At 48.5% G+C, this 19,691-nt stretch carries 9 protein-coding genes; all 9 read left to right on the top strand.

Features of this window, described 5'->3' with window-relative positions; translation table 11 throughout:
• Positions 1 to 90: 90 nt before the first annotated feature.
• The 9 genes from FYJ53_RS13670 to FYJ53_RS13630 all read left to right on the top strand — a co-directional run bounded on the left by FYJ53_RS13670 (position 91) and on the right by FYJ53_RS13630 (position 19,679).
• Positions 91 to 8,316, top strand: a complete 8,226-nt coding sequence (locus FYJ53_RS13670) for an InlB B-repeat-containing protein (RefSeq protein ID WP_154557379.1) — start codon at positions 91 to 93, stop codon at positions 8,314 to 8,316.
• An 81-nt stretch (positions 8,317 to 8,397) separates the two neighbouring features.
• Complete coding sequence (locus FYJ53_RS13665; protein ID WP_013379485.1) at positions 8,398 to 9,870, top strand: sodium:alanine symporter family protein; 1,473 nt, start codon at positions 8,398 to 8,400, stop codon at positions 9,868 to 9,870.
• A 168-nt stretch (positions 9,871 to 10,038) separates the two neighbouring features.
• Positions 10,039 to 11,586: an alpha-glucoside-specific PTS transporter subunit IIBC gene (locus FYJ53_RS13660; RefSeq protein ID WP_013379487.1), complete on the top strand. Its 1,548-nt coding sequence runs from the start codon at positions 10,039 to 10,041 to the stop codon at positions 11,584 to 11,586.
• 18 nt (positions 11,587 to 11,604) lie between these two features.
• Positions 11,605 to 12,927 carry a 6-phospho-alpha-glucosidase gene (locus FYJ53_RS13655; RefSeq protein WP_013379488.1) on the top strand — a complete coding sequence of 441 codons (1,323 nt, stop codon included), beginning with the start codon at positions 11,605 to 11,607 and terminating at the stop codon, positions 12,925 to 12,927.
• Between the two features lie 23 nt (positions 12,928 to 12,950).
• Positions 12,951 to 13,709: a MurR/RpiR family transcriptional regulator gene (locus FYJ53_RS13650; RefSeq protein ID WP_013379489.1), complete on the top strand. Its 759-nt coding sequence runs from the start codon at positions 12,951 to 12,953 to the stop codon at positions 13,707 to 13,709.
• A gap of 1 nt (position 13,710) precedes the next feature.
• Positions 13,711 to 14,481: a MurR/RpiR family transcriptional regulator gene (locus FYJ53_RS13645; protein WP_038350739.1), complete on the top strand. Its 771-nt coding sequence runs from the start codon at positions 13,711 to 13,713 to the stop codon at positions 14,479 to 14,481.
• A gap of 15 nt (positions 14,482 to 14,496) precedes the next feature.
• A complete protein-coding gene (locus FYJ53_RS13640) occupies positions 14,497 to 15,441 on the top strand; it encodes a phosphatase PAP2 family protein (RefSeq protein ID WP_013379491.1) in 945 nt (314 codons plus the stop codon).
• Positions 15,442 to 15,463: 22 nt separating this feature from the next.
• The gene (locus FYJ53_RS13635; RefSeq protein WP_013379492.1) at positions 15,464 to 18,526 is read left to right on the top strand and encodes a DUF11 domain-containing protein; all 3,063 of its coding nucleotides are present in this window, start codon (positions 15,464 to 15,466) and stop codon (positions 18,524 to 18,526) included.
• A gap of 142 nt (positions 18,527 to 18,668) precedes the next feature.
• On the top strand, positions 18,669 to 19,679 hold the full coding sequence (locus FYJ53_RS13630; protein WP_148428659.1) for a site-specific integrase: 1,011 nt from the start codon (positions 18,669 to 18,671) through the stop codon (positions 19,677 to 19,679).
• Positions 19,680 to 19,691: the final 12 nt, after the last annotated feature.

Below are 19,691 nucleotides of genomic sequence, written 5' to 3'. Positions count from 1 at the left end.
CACGTTGCAGATAAATATATGGTTTTACTTAATTAAAGGATAAGCTGTGAAAAATCAAATGACTGTTCAAAATTTAGAAAGGAAATTTAGATGATGAAAAAAACGAATGATACAAAATTATACAAAATATATATAAGCCTGCTAATGATGGTAGTCATGATATTTCCGATTTTTCTCAGCACAGCCGTTCAGGCCGAAATAGTAGCTCCAGAAAATCCAATCCAGGTGATTACCGCCTTTAATGTTTCTGACGAAGATCTGAAAAGCCGGAATATTGCTTTGGGGACAAAGACGGAGCAGCTGGGCTTGCCGGACAGCGTGCTCGTTGATCTTGAAGAATCAGACGAAATGCCGGAAAGGGGTGTGGAGGTACCACTTACCTGGACATCGCAGCCCCAGTACGATAAGGATACTCCAGGCGAGTATACCTTTACAGCCTCTGCAGGGGAAGAATACGTGCTGGCAGACGGTCTCGCTGCGCCAAGCATTAAGGTGGTTGTAGAAAAGGAAGCGGATAACCAAGAGAGATTGCTCAGACAGGCGCAGCCCTTGTCAAATGCGGAGCCATATCAGATTAGCAGCGCCGGCAGTGCTTTAGACCAAACAAAATACACGACGCTGAAGGCCGCTTTTGACGCCATTAACCTGGATACAGCGGCGCAGTATACCATCAGCCTGAGCAGTAATGACGATATGACAGGCGATGGAGCGGCAGAGCTTACCCGGGCAAATGTAAAAATAATTTTAAATGGAAATGGACACACCATTCTTCAGGGGGATAACGCCAAACATATTAAAAGCACCAACAATATTGATCTGGAAATGATCAACATAAAATTAACGGCCAGCGATAATACTTATGGCGGCATTGAAGCCAACGGAAAGGTGAGCATAAAAGATTCAAGGTGGTCGAATATGTCGTCAGGCCTTCTGTCAGTAACAGCAAGCTTTACGAACAGCACTTTTCAGAATATCACAGGTCAAATGATATACAGGCCGCAAAGCAGTGCGTTCACCGATTGCACATTTAAGGATATGTCGAGTGATAATTTTATGTTTATTTACTCGTCTGGAAGCACCTTATTTAAAAACTGTATCCTGGAAAACGTGGGCTATCTTCATCATGACCGCAGCAGTCCGCTGACCATTGAGGATTGTACTTTCAAAAACACCGGCCGGATTTTTACATGGAATAACTGTACTTTAATCTTAAAAGGGACAGTCCTTCTGGATGGTACGCCTATTGAAATGAGAAATAATGCTATTTTGACCGTAGAACCCGGCAGCGACCTCACCATAAAAAACACAACAACGTCCGCGATTTACGGCGATAAGCTGAGCAATATCAATTTTTCCGGCGCGAGTGTTAAGTTTGAAAATAATGGCAGAAACATCCGTTCCAGAAAGCCCACCAGTGAGGAAATCGCCCAATACCCGAATATTTCAGCGGTCCGCACCAGCATTGTGGAAAAGTATTATAACTATCTGCATCCTCTGAACAACAAAGATATTGCCTTTACAGGCGGAATAGATTTTCCATCGTATATACCGACCTACGACCCCAACGAGGGCTCAGGCACAAGGTATGAAGACCGGGATACCCGGGAACCGGACTATAAAAATGTGTTTTACGGGACAGGCGCAGGATACATTGTTTTGGATAATACTTCGGACACACATCTGAAGTACTCAAGAGTCGGTTATGAGTTTGTTTCATGGAACACCAAAAGTGATGGTACCGGCCATTCCTATACTGCATACGATGTTGCTACGATAGACGCGGATAACAATACTTTTTACGCTTTCTGGAAAGCGCACCAGTACACAATAAAGTTTGACGGTAACACGGCAGATGGCGGCAGTACAGATGATCAGACCATGACCTACGATACGGCAGCCAACCTGACGGCCAACGGCTATACCAAAACTGGGTACACCTTTACCGGCTGGAATACCCAGCCTGACGGTACGGGAACTGCCTATAGCAACGGTCAAAATGTAAAGAACCTGACAACTGCAGATGGCGATATGATAACACTGTACGCTCAGTGGCGTGCCAACAACTATACCATCAAATATGACGGCAATGCTGCGGACAGCGGCAGTATGAATGACCAGCCAATGGTTTTTGACGTTGCAGCCAACCTGACTGATAATGCCTATGCCAGAATCGGCTATACCTTTACAGGCTGGAATACCCAGCCTGACGGTACGGGAACTGCCTATAGCGATGGTCAAAATGTAAAAAACCTGACCGCTGCAGATGGCGATACGATAACCCTGTTCGCTCAGTGGCGCGCTAACAGCTATACCATCCAATTTGATGGCAACACCGCCGATGGCGGCGATACGGCCAGCCAGAGCATGACCTACGATGCGGCGGCCAATCTAACCGTCAACGGATACACCAAAACAGGCTATACCTTTACGGGCTGGAATACCCAGTCCGATGGCAGTGGAACCGTCTACACCGATGGACAGAATGTGGTAAACCTGACCGCTGTCGAAGGAGAAAAAGTTACACTATATGCTCAGTGGCGTGCAAATAATTATACCATCAGGTTTGATGGCAACACCGCCGATGGCGGCAGTACCTCAGACCAGGCCATGACCTATGACCAGGCGGCCAACCTGACAGCCAACGGCTATACCAAAACCGGTTATAGCTTCAAGGGGTGGAATACCCAGTCCGACGGCGGCGGAACCGCCTATACCGATGGACAGAATGTGGTAAACCTGACCGCCGTCGAAGGAGAAAAAGTTACACTATATGCTCAGTGGCGTGCAAATAATTATACCATCAGGTTTGATGGCAACACCGCCGATGGCGGCAGTACCTCAGACCAGGCCATGACCTATGACCAGGCGGCCAACCTGACAGCCAACGGCTATACCAAAACCGGTTATAGCTTCAAGGGGTGGAATACCCAGTCCGACGGCGGCGGAACCGTCTATACCGATGGACAGAATGTGGTAAACCTGACCGCTGTCGAAGGAGAAAAAGTTACACTATATGCTCAGTGGCGTGCAAATAATTATACTATCAGGTTCGATGGCAACACCGCCGACGGCGGAGATATGGCCGACCAGAGCATGACCTATGACCAGGCGGCCAACCTGACGGCCAACGGCTATACCAAAACAGGCTACACCTTCACGGGCTGGAACACCCAGTCCGATGGCGGCGGAACCGCCTATACTGAAGGGCAGAATGTCGTGAATCTGACATCTGTTGAAGGAGAAAGGGTTACCCTGTACGCCCAGTGGCGTGCCAACAGCTATACCATCCAATTCGATGGCAACACCGCCGACGGCGGAGATACGGCCGACCAGAGCATGACCTATGACCAGGCGGCAGACCTGACGGCCAACGGCTATACCAAAACCGGCTACACCTTCACGGGCTGGAATACCCAGTCCGATGGCGGCGGAACCGCCTATACTGAAGGGCAGAATGTCGTGAATCTGACATCTGTTGAAGGAGAAAGGGTTACCCTGTACGCCCAGTGGCGTGCCAACAGCTATACCATCCAATTCGATGGCAACACCGCCGACGGCGGTAACACGCCAGCCCAGACCATGACTTACGATGCGGCGGCCAATCTAACCGTCAACGGCTACACCAAAACAGGCTATACCTTTGCGGGCTGGAATACCCAGTCCGACGGCGGCGGAACCGCCTATAGCGATGGGCAGAATGTGGTAAACCTGACCGCTGTCGAAGGAGAAAAAGTTACATTATATGCTCAGTGGCGTGCAAATAATTATACCATCAGGTTCGATGGTAACACCGCCGCCGGCGGTAACACGCCAGATCAGAGCATGACCTATGATACAGCTGTAAACTTGACCGCCAACGGCTATACCAAAACAGGCTACACCTTTACCGGGTGGAATACCCAACTCGATGGCGGCGGAACCGCCTATACCGATGGACAATTGGTCAGCAATCTGACTTCAGAAAAAGAAGGGTCAGTCACCCTGTACGCCCAGTGGCGCGCTAACAATTACACCATCCAATTTGATGGCAACACCGCCGACGGCGGAGATACGGTCGACCAGAGCATGACCTATGACCAGGCGGCCAACCTGACAGCCAACGGCTATACCAAAACAGGCTATACCTTCATTGGCTGGAATACCCAGCCCGATGGCGGCGGAATGGCCTATGATGATGGACAAAGCGTCATAAATCTGACGCCAAATGATGGTGAAACCGTCACGTTGTATGCCCAGTGGCGCGCTAACAGCTATACCATCCAGTTCGATGGCAACACCGCCGACGGCGGTAACACGCCAGCCCAGACCATGACCTACGATGCGGCGGCCAATCTAACCGTCAACGGCTACACCAAAACAGGCTATACCTTTGCGGGCTGGAATACCCAGTCCGACGGCGGCGGAACCGCCTATAGCGATGGGCAGAATGTGGTAAACCTGACCGCTGTCGAAGGAGAAAAAGTTACATTATATGCTCAGTGGCGTGCAAATAATTATACCATCAGGTTCGATGGCAACACCGCCGAAGGCGGAGATACGGCCGACCAGAGCATGACCTATGACCAAGCGGCCAACCTGACCGCCAACGGCTATACCAAAACCGGCTACACCTTTACCGGGTGGAACACCCAGTCCGACGGCGGCGGAACCGCCTATACTGATGGACAAAATGTCATAAACCTGACATCTGTCGAAGGAGAAACGGTTACTCTGTTTGCCCAATGGCGCACCAACAGCTATACCATCCACTTCGATGGCAATACCGCCGATGGCGGCGATACGGCCAGCCAGGTCATGACCTATAATCAAGCAGCAGACCTGACGGCCAACGGCTATACCAAAACCGGCTACACCTTTACCGGGTGGAACACCCAACCCGATGGCGGCGGAACTAGCTATATCGATGGACAGAATGTTACAAATCTGACGTCTGTCGATGGGGAAACCTTTACCTTGTTTGCCCAGTGGCGCGCCAACAGCTATACCATCCAGTTCGATGGCAACACGGCCGACGGCGGCAGCACACCAGAGCAGACCATGACCTACGATCAGGCAGCCAGCCTGACGGCCAACGGCTATACCAAGACAGGCTACACCTTTAGCGGCTGGAACACCCAACCCGATGGCGGCGGAACAACCTATACCGATGGACAGAATGTCACAAATCTGACTTCAAAGGAAGGAGACAAGGTAACGTTGTTCGCCCAGTGGCGAGCCAACAGCTATACCATCCAATTTGATGGCAATACCGCCGATGGCGGCGATACGGCCAGCCAGAGCATGACCTATGATACAGCTGTAAACCTGACCGCCAATGGTTATACCAAAACCGGCTACACCTTCACGGGCTGGAACACCCAGTCCGATGGCGGAGGAACCGCCTATACTGAAGGGCAGAATGTCGTGAATCTGACATCTGTTGAAGGAGAAAGGGTTACCCTGTACGCCCAGTGGCGTGCCAACAGCTATACCATCCACTTCGATGGTAATACCGCCGATGGCGGCGATACGGCCAGCCAGAGCATGACCTATGATACAGCCGTAAACCTGACCGCCAATGGTTATACAAAGACAGGCTACACCTTTACCGGGTGGAACACCCAACCCGATGGCGGCGGAACTAGCTATACCGATGGACAGAATGTTACAAATCTGATGTCTGTCGAAGGAGGGACGGTTACCCTGTACGCCCAATGGCGCGCCAATAATTACACCATCCACTTCGATGGCAACACCGCCGATGGCGGCAGCACACCAGAGCAGGCCATGACCTACGATCAGGCAGCCAGCCTGACGCCCAATGGCTACACTAAAACAGGATACACCTTTATGAACTGGAACACCCAGCGTGATGGCGGCGGAACCGCCTATACCGATGGACAGAATGTCAGTAATCTGAGTTCAAAAGAAGGAGACAGCGTAACGCTGTACGCCCAGTGGCGCGCCAACAGCTATACCATCCAATATGACGGCAACAACGCCGATGGCGGAGATATGGCTAACCAAAGCATGACCTATGATCAGGCGGCCAACCTGACGGCCAACAGCTATGCCAAAACAGGCTACACCTTTGCGGGCTGGAACACTCGGCCCGATGGCGCCGGTACGGCTTATGGCAACGAACAAAGCGTGGTGAACCTGACACCAGACGATGGCAGTATCATAACCCTGTACGCCCAATGGCATGCCAATAATTATAAAGTGGCATTTGACGGAAATACGGCTGACAGCGGAAGTATGAGCGATCAGCCAATGGCCTTTGACATTGAAGTGAACCTGACCGCCAACGCCTATACCAAAACCGGTTACACCTTTGTGGGATGGAATACCGAGAAAGGCGGCGAAGGGACAGCCTATACCGATGGACAGACAGTGGTTAATCTGACAGCGGTCGAAGGCGAAACCGTCACGCTCTATGCCCAGTGGCGCGCCAACAAATACATTATCCACTTCGATGGCAATACGGCCGACGGCGGCAGCACAACAGAGCAGGCTATGACCTATGACACAGCGGCCACCTTGACGGCCAATGGCTACACCAAAACAGGCTACACCTTCATTGGATGGAATACCCAGCCCGATGGCGGCGGAATGGCCTATGATGATGGACAAAGCGTCATAAATCTGACGCCAAATGATGGTGAAACCGTCACGTTGTATGCCCAGTGGCACGCTAACAGCTATACCATCCAGTTCGATGGCAACACCGCTGACAGCGGCAGCATGACAGACCAGAGCATGACCTATGATCAGGCAGCCAGCCTGACCGCCAACGGCTATATCAAAACAGGCTATGCCTTTGTGGGCTGGAATACCCAGCCCGACGGAGGGGGAACCGCCTATACTGATGGACAAACGGTCAGTAACCTGACTTCAGAAGAAGGAGGGACAGTTACCCTGTTCGCCCAATGGCGCGCCAATAATTACACCATCCACTTCGATGGCAATACGGCCGATGGCGGCAGCACACCAGAGCAGGCCATGACCTACGATCAGGCAGCCAGCCTGACCACCAACGGCTACACTAAAACAGGCTACACCTTCATGAACTGGAACACCCAGCGTGATGGTGGCGGAACCGCCTATACCGATGGACAGAATGTCAGTAATCTGAGTTCAGAAGAAGGAGACAGCGTAACGCTGTACGCCCAATGGCGTGCCAACAGATACACTGTCCAATTTGACGGCAACACGGCCGACGGCGGCAGCACGCCGGAGCAGGCCATGACCTATGATCAGGCAGCCAGCCTGACGATTAACGGCTATACCAAAACCGGCTACACCTTTACCGGCTGGAACACCCAACCCGATGGCGGCGGAACTAGCTATACCGATGGACAGAATGTTACAAATCTGACATCTGTCGAAGGAGGGACGGTTACCCTGTACGCCCAATGGCGCGTCAACACCTACAGCATCCAATATGACGGCAACACGGCCGACGGCGGCAGCACGCCGGGGCAGGCCATGACCTATGATCAGGCAGCCAGCCTGACGGTTAACGGCTATACCAAAACCGGCTACACCTTTACCGGCTGGAACACCCAGCCCGATGGAACAGGAGCAGCTTTTAACGATGAGCAGACTGTAATCAACCTGTCTCCAAGGGACGAGGATATTGTTATCCTCTACGCCCAGTGGCGGGCCAACCACTATACCATCCAATTTGACGGCAATACTGCCGAAAGCGGCAGTACGCCTGACCAAATAATGACCTATGATCAGACAGCGGAACTGACGGCCAACGGCTATACCAAAACCGGCTTTGCCTTTTCGGGCTGGAATACCCAGGCCGACGGCCAGGGAACCGGCTATACAGAGCGAGAAAGCGTAAAAAACCTGACCACTGTGGACGATGATACCGTTCTTTTATATGCTCAGTGGCGTTTAAGAATACCGGGCATCACCGTAAACCAGAATGTGAGCGCGCATGGGGATACCATCAACGTGACAGGCACCGATTTTGAGCCAAACGCAGAGATCACCTTTACAGTGCATTCAACCCCAAGGGAAGTCGGGCGAGTACATGCCGACAGCAATGGGGAGGCCCTGTTTACCTTCCAGATGCCCTTTGACATTGAAGCCGGGGATCACACCCTTTTAGCCGACAACGGTATCCACTCCGCTCAGACACCCGTTAAGGTAACAGCATCCGCACACGCCGATTCCAATGCGGCGGACAACAGCGGGCATACAGGCGGTAACAGCGCAGGCACCGGAATACAGGGAACCACCTACATTCCGATCATCATGATACTGCTGCTCTGCGGTGTTTTAGTGGTTGTATTATTAAAGAGAAAACATTCAAAACGTTAACTTTTTATCATTGGAAAGACACAGGTAAGTCCACATAACGATGCCTATGTGGACTTACACTTTTGGACTAGGAGAAAAACAATGGAAAATTTCGTTGCAATAACAGAAGTAATCAAAAATGTGGTTTGGAGTAATATTCTTGTTATCCTCTTAATGGGAGCTGGTATTTATTTTTCGATCCGGCTGAAATTTCCGCAGCTTCGTTTTTTTAAGGAGATGATCAGAGTTTTAAAAGGCAACGGCGACACAAGTGATGGGATCACACCATTCCAGGCATTTGCGACAGCCCTTGGGGCGCGTGTCGGCGTCGGGAATATCGCGGGTGTAGCGACAGCCATCTATTTTGGCGGGCCAGGTGCTCTTTTCTGGATTTGGGCCTTTGGATTCTTTGCCACCTGTACGGCTTTGTCTGAAGCTGTGCTGGGACAGGCCTATAAGATTAAAACAGGTAACGAATACCTGGGTGGCCCGGCTTTTTATATTGAGCGGGGATTGAAGTGTAAACCTTTAGCAAAGATATTTGCCATCATACTGATTCTGGGCATTGGAATACTCATGCCCGGTATCCAGATGGACGCGATTGTCACAACGCTGGACAACGCCTATGGTGTCAACACGCTGGTTACTGCCATTATCGGCACAGCGCTCATAGGGATTATCATCTGGGGCGGGATCAAGCGTATCGGACGGGTAGCCGAAGGCATGGCGCCCTTCATGTGCGCCATTTACCTGTTGTTTGGCATTGCTGTCATTATTCAAAACATCACAAAGGTGCCAGAGGTATTCTCAGTGATTTTCACCTCTGCCTTTGGAACAAACGCTATTTTTGGCGGTATTCTGGGTTCAGCGGTTTCGTGGGGCGTAAGGCGCGGGATCTTTTCGACCGATGCGGGCTATGGCTCCGGCGGTATCATGGCAGCGGCGGCAGAAGCGACCCACCCGGCCAAGCAGGGGCTCATTCAGGCTCTGTCCATTTATCTGAGCATCTTTATCGTCTGCACAATCTCAGGCTTAGTCATCCTGCTGTCCGGCATTTATAACGTTGTGGACGAGAGCACCGGCGCCATGCTGGCGCAGGGTGCGCCTAACCTTGAGCAGGGCGCCCTCTGGGTACAGACCGCGCTCAATAACCTGACACCCAACACCATTCCGTGGGAAGGTAAAATTTTGAGTGTCATCATAGCGCTGTTTGCCCTGACCACCCTGCTCGGATATTATTACCAGATCGAGAGCAATGTCCGGTATTTATTCAGAAATGTGGGAACACTGGGACGAACAATCTTACGCCTTGCTTTTTTAGCCGCTATTTTTATTGGCGGTATCGCGGATTCGTCAATGCTCTGGAATGTCATGGATATTGGCGTGGCCTGCATGGCATGGATCAATATTATTGTTGTGCTGCTTCTTTCAAATCAGGTTGTAAAGATTATGAAGGATTATGAAATACAAAAGAAGGCAGGCGTTATGGAGCCCGTATTTAATCCGAAGCTTCTGAACATAGAGGACACAACACAGGTATGGTCTAAATATCAAAAGGAGAGTGACAGTTTATAGGGCAGCGCCTTATCTGCTTTTTGCTGGTAAAATTCACAGCTTTTGGTGCAGAAAACGGAATGATGGCCGATTTCCCAGAATAGGCCAGAATGATTGTAACCTTCAAATGAAGCTGTTAAGATAAAACCAGATGAATAATCGTTATCAAAAGACTGGGAGGGAAAAGTTATGATGCAGAAAATTCAGAAATTTGGCGGGGCAATGTTTACACCTGTTTTGCTCTTTGCTTTTGCGGGGATTGTTGTCGGCATAGGAACACTTTTTACCACCCAGGCCATTTTTGGCGAGCTGGCAAGCCCGGAAAGCCTCTGGTTCAAATGCTGGAACGTCGTGCTTCAGGGCGGCTGGACCGTATTCCGGCAGCTCCCGCTGCTGTTTGTGGTGGCCCTGCCCATCGGTCTTGCCAAAAAACAAAATGCGCGCTGCTGTATGGAAGCGCTGGTCCTCTATTTAACCTTCAACTATTTTGTCTCAATCATGCTCTCCCAATGGGGCGCAGACCTTGGCATTGACCTGACATCTCAGGCAGAAGGCGGAAGCCATTTAACCCAGATTGCCGGTATTGAGACCCTCGATATGGGGATGTTCGGGGCATTGGGAATTTCGGCGCTCGTCATATTTCTGCACAACCGGTTTTATGAAAAAGAGCTGCCGGAATGGCTGGGTATTTTCAGCGGCTCCACCTTTGTATTTATGATTGGCTTCTTCGCAATGCTGCCAGTGGCAGTCTTAGCGATCCTTATATGGCCTCAGGTTCAGCTTTTAATGAGCGCCCTTCAGCAGTTTGTACTGGGAGCAGGCACCTTGGGTGTGGGCTTGTTTGTATTTTTGGAAAAGCTGCTGATCCCCTTTGGCCTCCACCATCTGCTTTACTCCTCTTTCTACTTTGATAATGTGGTCATTAACGGAGGAATCTATTCTTACTGGGCCACACAGCTCCCTCAACTCGCGGCGTCGACAGAAGCATTAAAGGAGTTGGCGCCGTGGGCCTCCTACACAGCCACAGGATTTTCAAAGATATTCGGCTGTCCGGGGATCGCGCTGGCCTTTTATTTCACCGCTAAGCCACAGAACAGGAAACGTTTGCTGGCGCTGCTGATCCCAATAACACTGACCGCTGTTTTGTGTGGGGTGACCGAGCCCATTGAGTTCACATTTTTATTTATCGCGCCTGTTTTATTTATTGTGCACGCTGTACTGTCAGCGCTGCTGGCCATGGTGATTAACCTGCTGGGAATAACCGGAATCTTTTCCGGGGGCCTTATCGAGATGGCCTCCTTCAACTGGATTCCCCTCATGGGAAGCCACTGGCAGCAATACCTGCTCCTGTTTGCCGTAGGGCTTGCTTTTACAGGTATCTGGTTTGTCGTGTTTCGCTTTATAATTCTTAAGCTTAATCTCAAAACACCAGGGCGCCAGGATGAAGAAAACGTCAAATTTTATTCCAAGTCGGATTACAGGGCCAGTAAAAGCGATGAAGAGACACTTATTGTGCAAAAAGTGCTCGAGGCACTGGGAGGAAAAGAAAATATCATCGACGTCACGAATTGTGCGACACGCCTCAGGGTGAATATTAAAGACCCAAAAGTGGTGCTGGACGATCAGGCTTTTAAGGACCTCGGAACACATGGGTGCATTACGAGCGGCAGATCCGTCCAGGTCATTATAGGATTGTCCGTCGCAAAATTTCGGGAACAGTTTGAAAATTTATTATAAACACAGGAGGATAATGCAATGACACAAAAATATACCATTACAGTAGCAGGCGGAGGCAGTACTTTTACACCAGGTATTGTTCTGATGCTGTTAAAAGAGAGCAGCCGCTTTCCGATAAGGAAAATCATGCTCTATGACAACGACCCCGAGAGACAGAAAATAATCGCAGAAGCCTGTGGAATTTACCTCCGCGAGAACGCGCCGGAAATTGAGTTTGGTTATACCGATGATCCAAAGGAAGCTTTTACAGGCATCGACTTTGTGCTGGCGCATATCCGTGTTGGAAAATACGCCATGCGCGAAAAGGATGAGAAGATTCCCTTAAAATATGGGGTTGTGGGTCAGGAGACCTGCGGCCCGGGCGGTATCGCCTACGGCATGCGCTCCATCGGCGGCGTCCTTGAGATTTTAAACTATATGGAAGCGTATTCTCCGGACGCCTGGATGCTGAACTATTCAAACCCGGCCGCCATTGTAGCCGAGGCGACCAATCGGCTGAGGCCAGATTCAAAGATTTTGAACATCTGTGATATGCCCATCGACCTTGAAGAAAAAATGGCGGGAATAGCAGGGCTCAAGTCGCGTAAGGAAATGCAGGTCGGCTACTATGGCCTGAACCACTTTGGGTGGTGGCACCAGATCTATGACAAAGCAGGCAACGACCTGATGCCCGTTATCAGGGCATACATTGCGGAAAACGGCTTTCCAGTCAGTGCAGAGCAGCAGGTCGATGACAGCTGGGCTCACACCTTTAAAATGGCCAGAGAGGTTTACGCGATTGATCCGGAGACAATCCCAAATACTTATTTGAAGTACTATCTGTTTCCCTACGAGATCGCTGCCGGGCTGGACCCAGAATATACCAGAGCCAATGAAGTTATGGACGGGCGGGAAAAAAAGGTGTTCAGCGTCTGCCGCGAGATCATCGAAAAGGGAACCAGCAGCGGCAGTAATTTTGAAGCAGACGCCCACGCTACCTATATTGTCGATTTGGCCAGGGCGATTGCGGAGAACACCCAGGAGCGTTTTTTACTCATCGTTCCGAATGAAGGGGCCATTGAGAATTTTGAGCGGACCGCCATGGTGGAAATTCCCTGTATTGTCGGAAAAAACGGTTATGAGAAAATCTGCCAGGGAAAAATCCCGCGTTTTCAAAAAGGGATGATGGAGCAGCAGGTCAACGTCGAGAAACTGGTGGTAGACGCATGGATTGAGGGCAGCTACCAGAAGCTGTGGCAGGCCCTGACACTTTCCAAAACCGTCCCGAGCGCGGCAGCGGCAAAAGTCATATTAGATGAATTTATCCAGGCCAATGAAGATTACTGGCCTGAGCTTACTTAATCACATAAACATAAGAGGAAAACATGAAACTTGATGAACATATTAACAAGTACTACCATAATCTCAACGAAAACGACTTATATATCTGGAAATACATCAAATCAAACAGGGAGGCGTGCAAAAGCCTGACAATCACTGAGATGTCCAGCCGGTGCCATGTCTCACGGACCACATTATCGCGTTTTGTTCATAAAATTGGATTTAACGGCTTTAGTGAATTCAAAGTGACATTAATACACGACAGCCAGACGCCCAAAGAGGATTACACCAGCATGAAAAAGGTGATCAGCCTTTATAATGAGGTGGTCCACCGCATTGTGGAGCAGAACTGTGATAAAATTTTTGAGCTGATCGACAGCGCAGAGAACCTGTATATCTACAGCTCCGGAATACTGCAGAGTACTGTCGCCCATGAAATGACCCGGATCTTTGTCTCGGCAAAACGGATATTTTATGAGATTAACGGAAACGCAGAGACAAACCGTATGATTGAAAAAATCACCCCAAAAGATGTGATGTTTATGGTTTCATACAGCGGCGAATCCCCCGAGGTGGTAGAATTTGCGCATGCGCTGAAAATCCGTAATGTCCCGGTTGTCTCAATCACCACCCTCCACGAAAACGAGCTGGCAAAGCTCAGCACCGTGAATTTATACACGTCAGGGCTGGTCATAAAAAAAGATGATCTCGATGTGTCTTACACGTCGGTTACCAGCTTTTTTATATTGATTGAGATGCTGTTTCTAAAATATTTGGAATACCGTTCCCACAAGGAGCAGTGATATGGATATTAATCAATTAGTTAATCAGCACTATGAAAACTTCAGCGAAACCGACCATTGCATATGGCAGTATATTTATAAGCATATGAAAGAATGCCCCCAGTATTCACTCAGTGAGCTGGCACAAAGGTGCAGCGTTTCAAATAATTCGATCCTGAGTTTTTGCAAAAAGCTGGGCATGGACGGTTATGGGGAGTTAAGGGTTATTTTAAAGTGGCAGGAACAGACAGACGATGTGTTGGCAGTCAATCTGCTCAACCGTACCTATCAGGATTATTATCTCACCCTGGACTATTTAAAAAATCTTGATCTCACAAAAACCTTTGAGCTGTTCGACTGCCCCGGCCGGATTTTTATCTTTGGGACCGGAGAAGTACAGCGGCACGCGGCCGAAGAACTGAAACGCCTTTTCTTCATACTGCAAAAGCGTGCCTTTGTCATTGAGAGTAAAACAGAGCTGGGAACAATGACAGAGCTTCTGAAAAAGGAAGATACTCTGATCGTTTTTTCCCTGTCCGGCAACAACCGGCCGGTAAACAATCTGGTGCGCGGAGTAAAAAATAAAGGGACGTCCATATTATCCGTTACCTCCTATGAGGATAATGAGCTGGAAAAGCTCAGTGATGAACACATTTATTTTTACAACCACCGCATTATAAAAGGCAGAAGCCAGAAAACAGACGGCTATCTCTGCGCACCATTCTTCACCATTATAGAAGTACTGTTTGTGCGCTATTTAGAAGCGCATTATTTAGAAAATAAGCGTTCATAGAGGACAGGAGGCAGCATGGATATTCAATATTTATTTTTATTACAGAACTTTCGGTTTTATTCAGAAGGCGTATTCAACGACTTCTTTTCATTCATCACAACCCTTGGAGAATCCTTTATTCCCGTCCTGCTGATGGCAGCAGTGTACTGGTGCTTTAATAAAAAAGCCGGAACGTATATGTGCCTGGCAGAGGGCGTGGGGGGATTAGTCAACAGTGTGTTAAAAATCAGCTTTTGCGTTTACAGACCGTGGATAAGAGACCCGGGGATAGAACCCATCGCGGGGGCCAAAACCACAGCCACAGGCTACTCCTTTCCCAGCGGCCATTCAACAAAAGCCACCTGCTATTACGGCTCACTGGCCCTGTACTTCAGGAAATACCGTTTTGTCGTCGTGTTTTTGTTCAGTGTCATCTTTTTAGTCATGCTGTCCCGGAATTTCCTGGGCGTTCATACGCCGCAGGATGTGTTGGTAGGATTTGGCAGTGCATTTCTGGTCATCCTGCTTATGGGTTATGTGTTAAATGATTACCTGGAAAAAAAACCAGAGAAAGATATTTGGGTGGTGGCGGCCATGCTAATCTGCGGCGTCCTGATCATTATCTACGCAATGACAAAAAGCTATCCGCAGAACTGGGTTGACGGCAAACTCCTGGTGGACCCGGCTAAGATGGTCACCGACGTTTTCGGCAATGTAGGTTTTGCGTTTGGCGGCGCGATTGGATGGATCGTGGAGAGAAGGAAAATTAAATTTTCAGTCGAGGGGACACTCTATTTTAAAATCAGACGCTACCTCATCGGCGCGGCAGTCATAACCGTCCTGCACTATATTCTCAGAAACGTGTTTAACCTGTTTTTAGACGCCTACGCCGCGGCCTTTATCTATAATTTCCTGGTCCCATTTTTTATTCTGGCAATTTACCCGGCGCTTTTCAAAAAGTTTGAAACAAAATGTTCATGAATGAACAGGAAAGGAAAAAACCATGAAAACCTTATACCGAGTGATCAGTGTCATCACACTCGCTTTACTGCTGTTGCTGTTTGTGGGGGCATCGACCCTAGCAAGGGGATTTGACGTCACCTATATAAAAGACCTGATCCCCACACAGCTGACCTTTGACAAGCGAACCATAAACAACGGCGAGCAGATAACAGCGACCTTGGCGCTCGACAATCCAACAGAGGCGGGACTTTACAACGTATCGCTGAAGACGACCCTCCCCGAAGGCCTGCACGCGAGCGCTGCCGAAAAAACCTATGACCACATTGCAGGCGGTCAGAAAATAAATTACAGCTTTAAAATAAACAACGGAGAGGTCAGCAAAGCAGCACTCCTGACCGCTAAAAAAGGCGCGAACCCCCATACAGGATACCAGGGCCCCCACGCCATATTCGCCGTATTGATGCTGACCATTTTAATTTTGGGCGTTATCTTTTTTAAAGGAAATGCCAGGCGTAAACAAAAGATGATGTCAATCATACTCTGCCTGAGCATCGGAACACAGCTGGGGCTAGCGGCCCTTCCAAGAGAAGCCCTGGCGGCCGGAGAAGAAGCCGCATCAGAAGAATCCGAGCTGCCCACATCACTCGAGAACATCACCTACGACGTAACAGAGCAGCTGGTGGTAGACGGCGAAGAACAGACGGTTACCACCACTGTTTCCATCGAAAAGATCGCCCCCCTTACCGTGACCACCGCCAGCTATGAACCCATGACAACAAAAACAGAAGTCGCCGCAGACGCCAGGTTCTTTAATGTGGTTGCCACCAGTGAGGAAGACGCCTTTTCAGATTCGATCTCAGCCGCTGATATTGAACTGGCCAATGCCTTTCATGGTGTAAGCATTGATGAAATCAATTTGCTGGATGAGCACACAATCCGTCTTAAAATGTCAGGAGAACTGGACCACAGCGACGAGAGCTGCGGCGTTCTGTATTTCGACAAAAACAGCTTTAAGCAGGAAGGCGATAAAGTGGGCGTTCTTGTGGTCGATGTCATGAAACCGCTGCCGTATTTTGCAGACGGAACCGATAACGTCATGGTCAACGATGACGGCACCGCCGACATAAAATTCTGCCTGGACACCGCCGAGTTTGCAGATACTGCCGGCACCGCCCATTTTTCATTTGACAATACAGCAGTCCAGCCCGTAGCGCTGACCATTCCCTCCACCGATGCCAGAAAAGATGGTGTTTTAAAAGTCGCTGTGAACGGCACAGCCGATAAAACCGAAATCCTGGACGCCCTTGACGGCGTCACCATGACCATCGACAGCGCAGGGCTCAACTGCGGCAGCCTGGAGCTGGAGCTGGCACTGGCGGAAGAGCGGATTACAGCAGAGCTTACGCTAGATACCGTTACCGCCGATCCACAGTCCTCCACTAAGGCAGCCGCCTCCTTCACCGGTACGGTGAGCTCCTTAAACGGCAGTGTAAATTTAACGCCAGGCTCTGTCAGCCTTACAAATGACACACTGCCCGACGCCGTTATTTCGCCAGTTACCATCGAAAGCGGGTCAGACGGCACCTTTGCTTTTACCGTAGCCATTGATAACCCTGAGCTGCAAAAATGGTATGAGGAGGAAGGTGAGGAAGGGCTGAGAGCATTCTTTGCCCATTGGGCCAGCAATGAAAACCTTGTGCTGGCCGAAGGCAGCCTCATTGACGCCTACGGTGTGCCTGTCGCTGCTGACGATTATGAGGTCATTGTTTATGACAACATGCTGGCGTCAAACAGCGCGGCCTCCACAACCGACTTGGTGTCAAAAATCCTCACGATTGTCAACTCCTTTGCCAAGGACGCGCCAATAGGAGGAATCGCAGGTATCCTGGGGCTTGGCAGTCTGGCCATGTCCGAGAGCAAGGAATCAATGAGTGGAATAAGCGACAGCGTTGCTGCCCTCAGCGAGTCAGCGCTGGAAATAAACAAAATGACCACTAAAATTCAAAGTGAAGTCAACTATTTAGTCGATGCATCCCTGGAATCAAAAATCAGTAAATTTCAGGACAACGCCCGTTCCATTAACTTCCGGGCAGGGCTTCTGTCCAGCAGCACGAACGATATTCTGGCACAATTGGCCAAGGTAGAATCCATCGAATCACAGGAATATAAAGATCTTATGGACCAGCTGAATATTATTTTAGGAGGCACGACCACCGGAGGGCAAGGCTTTGTCTACGATGCCTATACCTTTGGGCAGTACATCCTTGGTGAGGGGGTTGTGGGCAGTGTGCTTGATGATTATGTCATGCTATACAACCGGCGCTACAACTGGGATTCACAGACAACAACCGCCAAATCGGAATATTGGGCAAGCAATTACCAGCTTTATATTAAAGCGTACATGATCAGCATGTGCTATATGAATGCCAATAATAAGGATCATATGTATGATGCGCAGATCACCAAAATGAAAGACCAGTTTAACAGCATTGATACTAAGTGGACGACTTTTCAAGAAAATCTGAAACCGCCTGTGGGAAAAGACCGGAATCTCGTCGATAAACAGCTGTATACTGTCAAGACGGCCAATACGGTAACTCTTGACCCTCTAAAAGATATTCATGAAATTTTGGGCGATAAATATAGAGGCAGTTTTAATATGAAAGTCGAAACACTTTTCAATAATCTGATTAAAGACAAGAAAATTACATCATACCAGGCGGATAACAAAAAAATTATTTCAGTGGATACACTCAATACAATGAAAAACCGCCTGTCCTCCAGCGGCCATAAAACGCTGTATGATGAAATGACAGCAGTCGGTATGGTGCTGCCTACAAAATATCTTTATATTGGAAATGAAAGCCTCAATGTTGACGACCGGCTTTGGATTATGTCGATCCTAACGGTCTTTGCTGGAGCCTCAGGGACGGGAAGCTTTAGGGGCGACGTGTACAATCTGGAGACCAATGCACTTGAAAAAAATGTAAAGCTTGTAAAGTTTCGTTTTATTACAGGCGGTGATTTCTTCGAATATAATTTAGACAGTTACAAGAGTGCGTACGATAAAACACCATTTGTGTTTAAAACAACAGCACAGTAATAAGAATCAAATAAAAAAGCATGGCGCATAGTTCCTTACTATGCGCCATGTTTTTTTTGTTTTTATAATTATAACATTAAACAGGAAAAAATGCTAGTATTAAATTAAATAAGGTAAATTTTGACAAACAAAGGAGAGCAATATGAAACGATTAAAAGAATTTATAAACTTTTTTGTAGGGACTGTACCGATGGACATACTTTTTGATAAATGGTTAGAAAGCAAAAACCATTTAAAAGCACAGACAAAAAGGACTTATGTTCAATTAATTAATCGATATTTGCGTCCCGTATTTGGAGAAAAGTCCGTTAAGACCATCAGTGAGGAAGATATTCAACGGTTTGTTAGCGACATACAAAAGGATCTGAGTGCGAAAACTGTGCATGAAGTTTACCGCTGTTTGCGTGCAGTATTTGAGCTGGCAATAGAGAACAAAATTATAGAAAGAAATCCATGCGAAAAAACAGTTTTACCTCAAAAGGAAAAGGTAAAAGCAAAGGCGCTAAGTATAAAAGATCAAGAAAAAATAGAAAATGCTTTGGGACAGAGTTCAAAGGCACTGGATATCGCTATACTGCTTGCTTTGAATTTAGGTTTGAGATTGTCGGAGGTGATCGCATTGCGTTGGCAAGATATACGTTTTAATGAAAATATAGTAATTATTAGGCATAGCATGGAACGTGTTCCGACAGGTGATGGAAACAAAACAGTTGCCCATCTGGGAACGCCAAAAACACAGAGCAGCCAGAGAAGAATTCCTTTGGAATTTGAATTTTCAAAATGTTTAAAAGAATATTTCCAGAAGCAAACATCAGTGCAAAAAAAGCCTGATGCTTTTGTGGTTGGGAAAAAAGATGGAAATTCTTATAATGGACGGACGGTTGAGCGGCATTTTAAAAAAAGGCTAAAAGAGCTTATGATTTCTGAGACTTATACCTTTCATTCATTAAGGCATAGTTTTGCGACGCGCGCCATGGAAAGCGGCGTCGTAATAAAAGTTATCAGTGCTTTGTTGGGGCATAGTCAGACAGCTACCACAACAGATATTTACTTACATTTAAGTGAGTCTTTTATTCGGCAGGAAATGATGAAAATGAAAGATTTTAAAAGGAAAAGACACTCCGGAAGTACGCGGGTGAGGCACGCCGCATAGTAAGGAACTATG

The sequence above is a fragment of the Eubacterium sp. BL-380-WT-2B genome (assembly GCF_009696115.1).
Taxonomy (GTDB): domain Bacteria; phylum Bacillota; class Clostridia; order Eubacteriales; family Eubacteriaceae; genus Eubacterium; species Eubacterium callanderi.
Note: the sequence above shows the minus strand (reverse complement) of the source record. Positions and strands in the feature narration are given on the sequence as shown.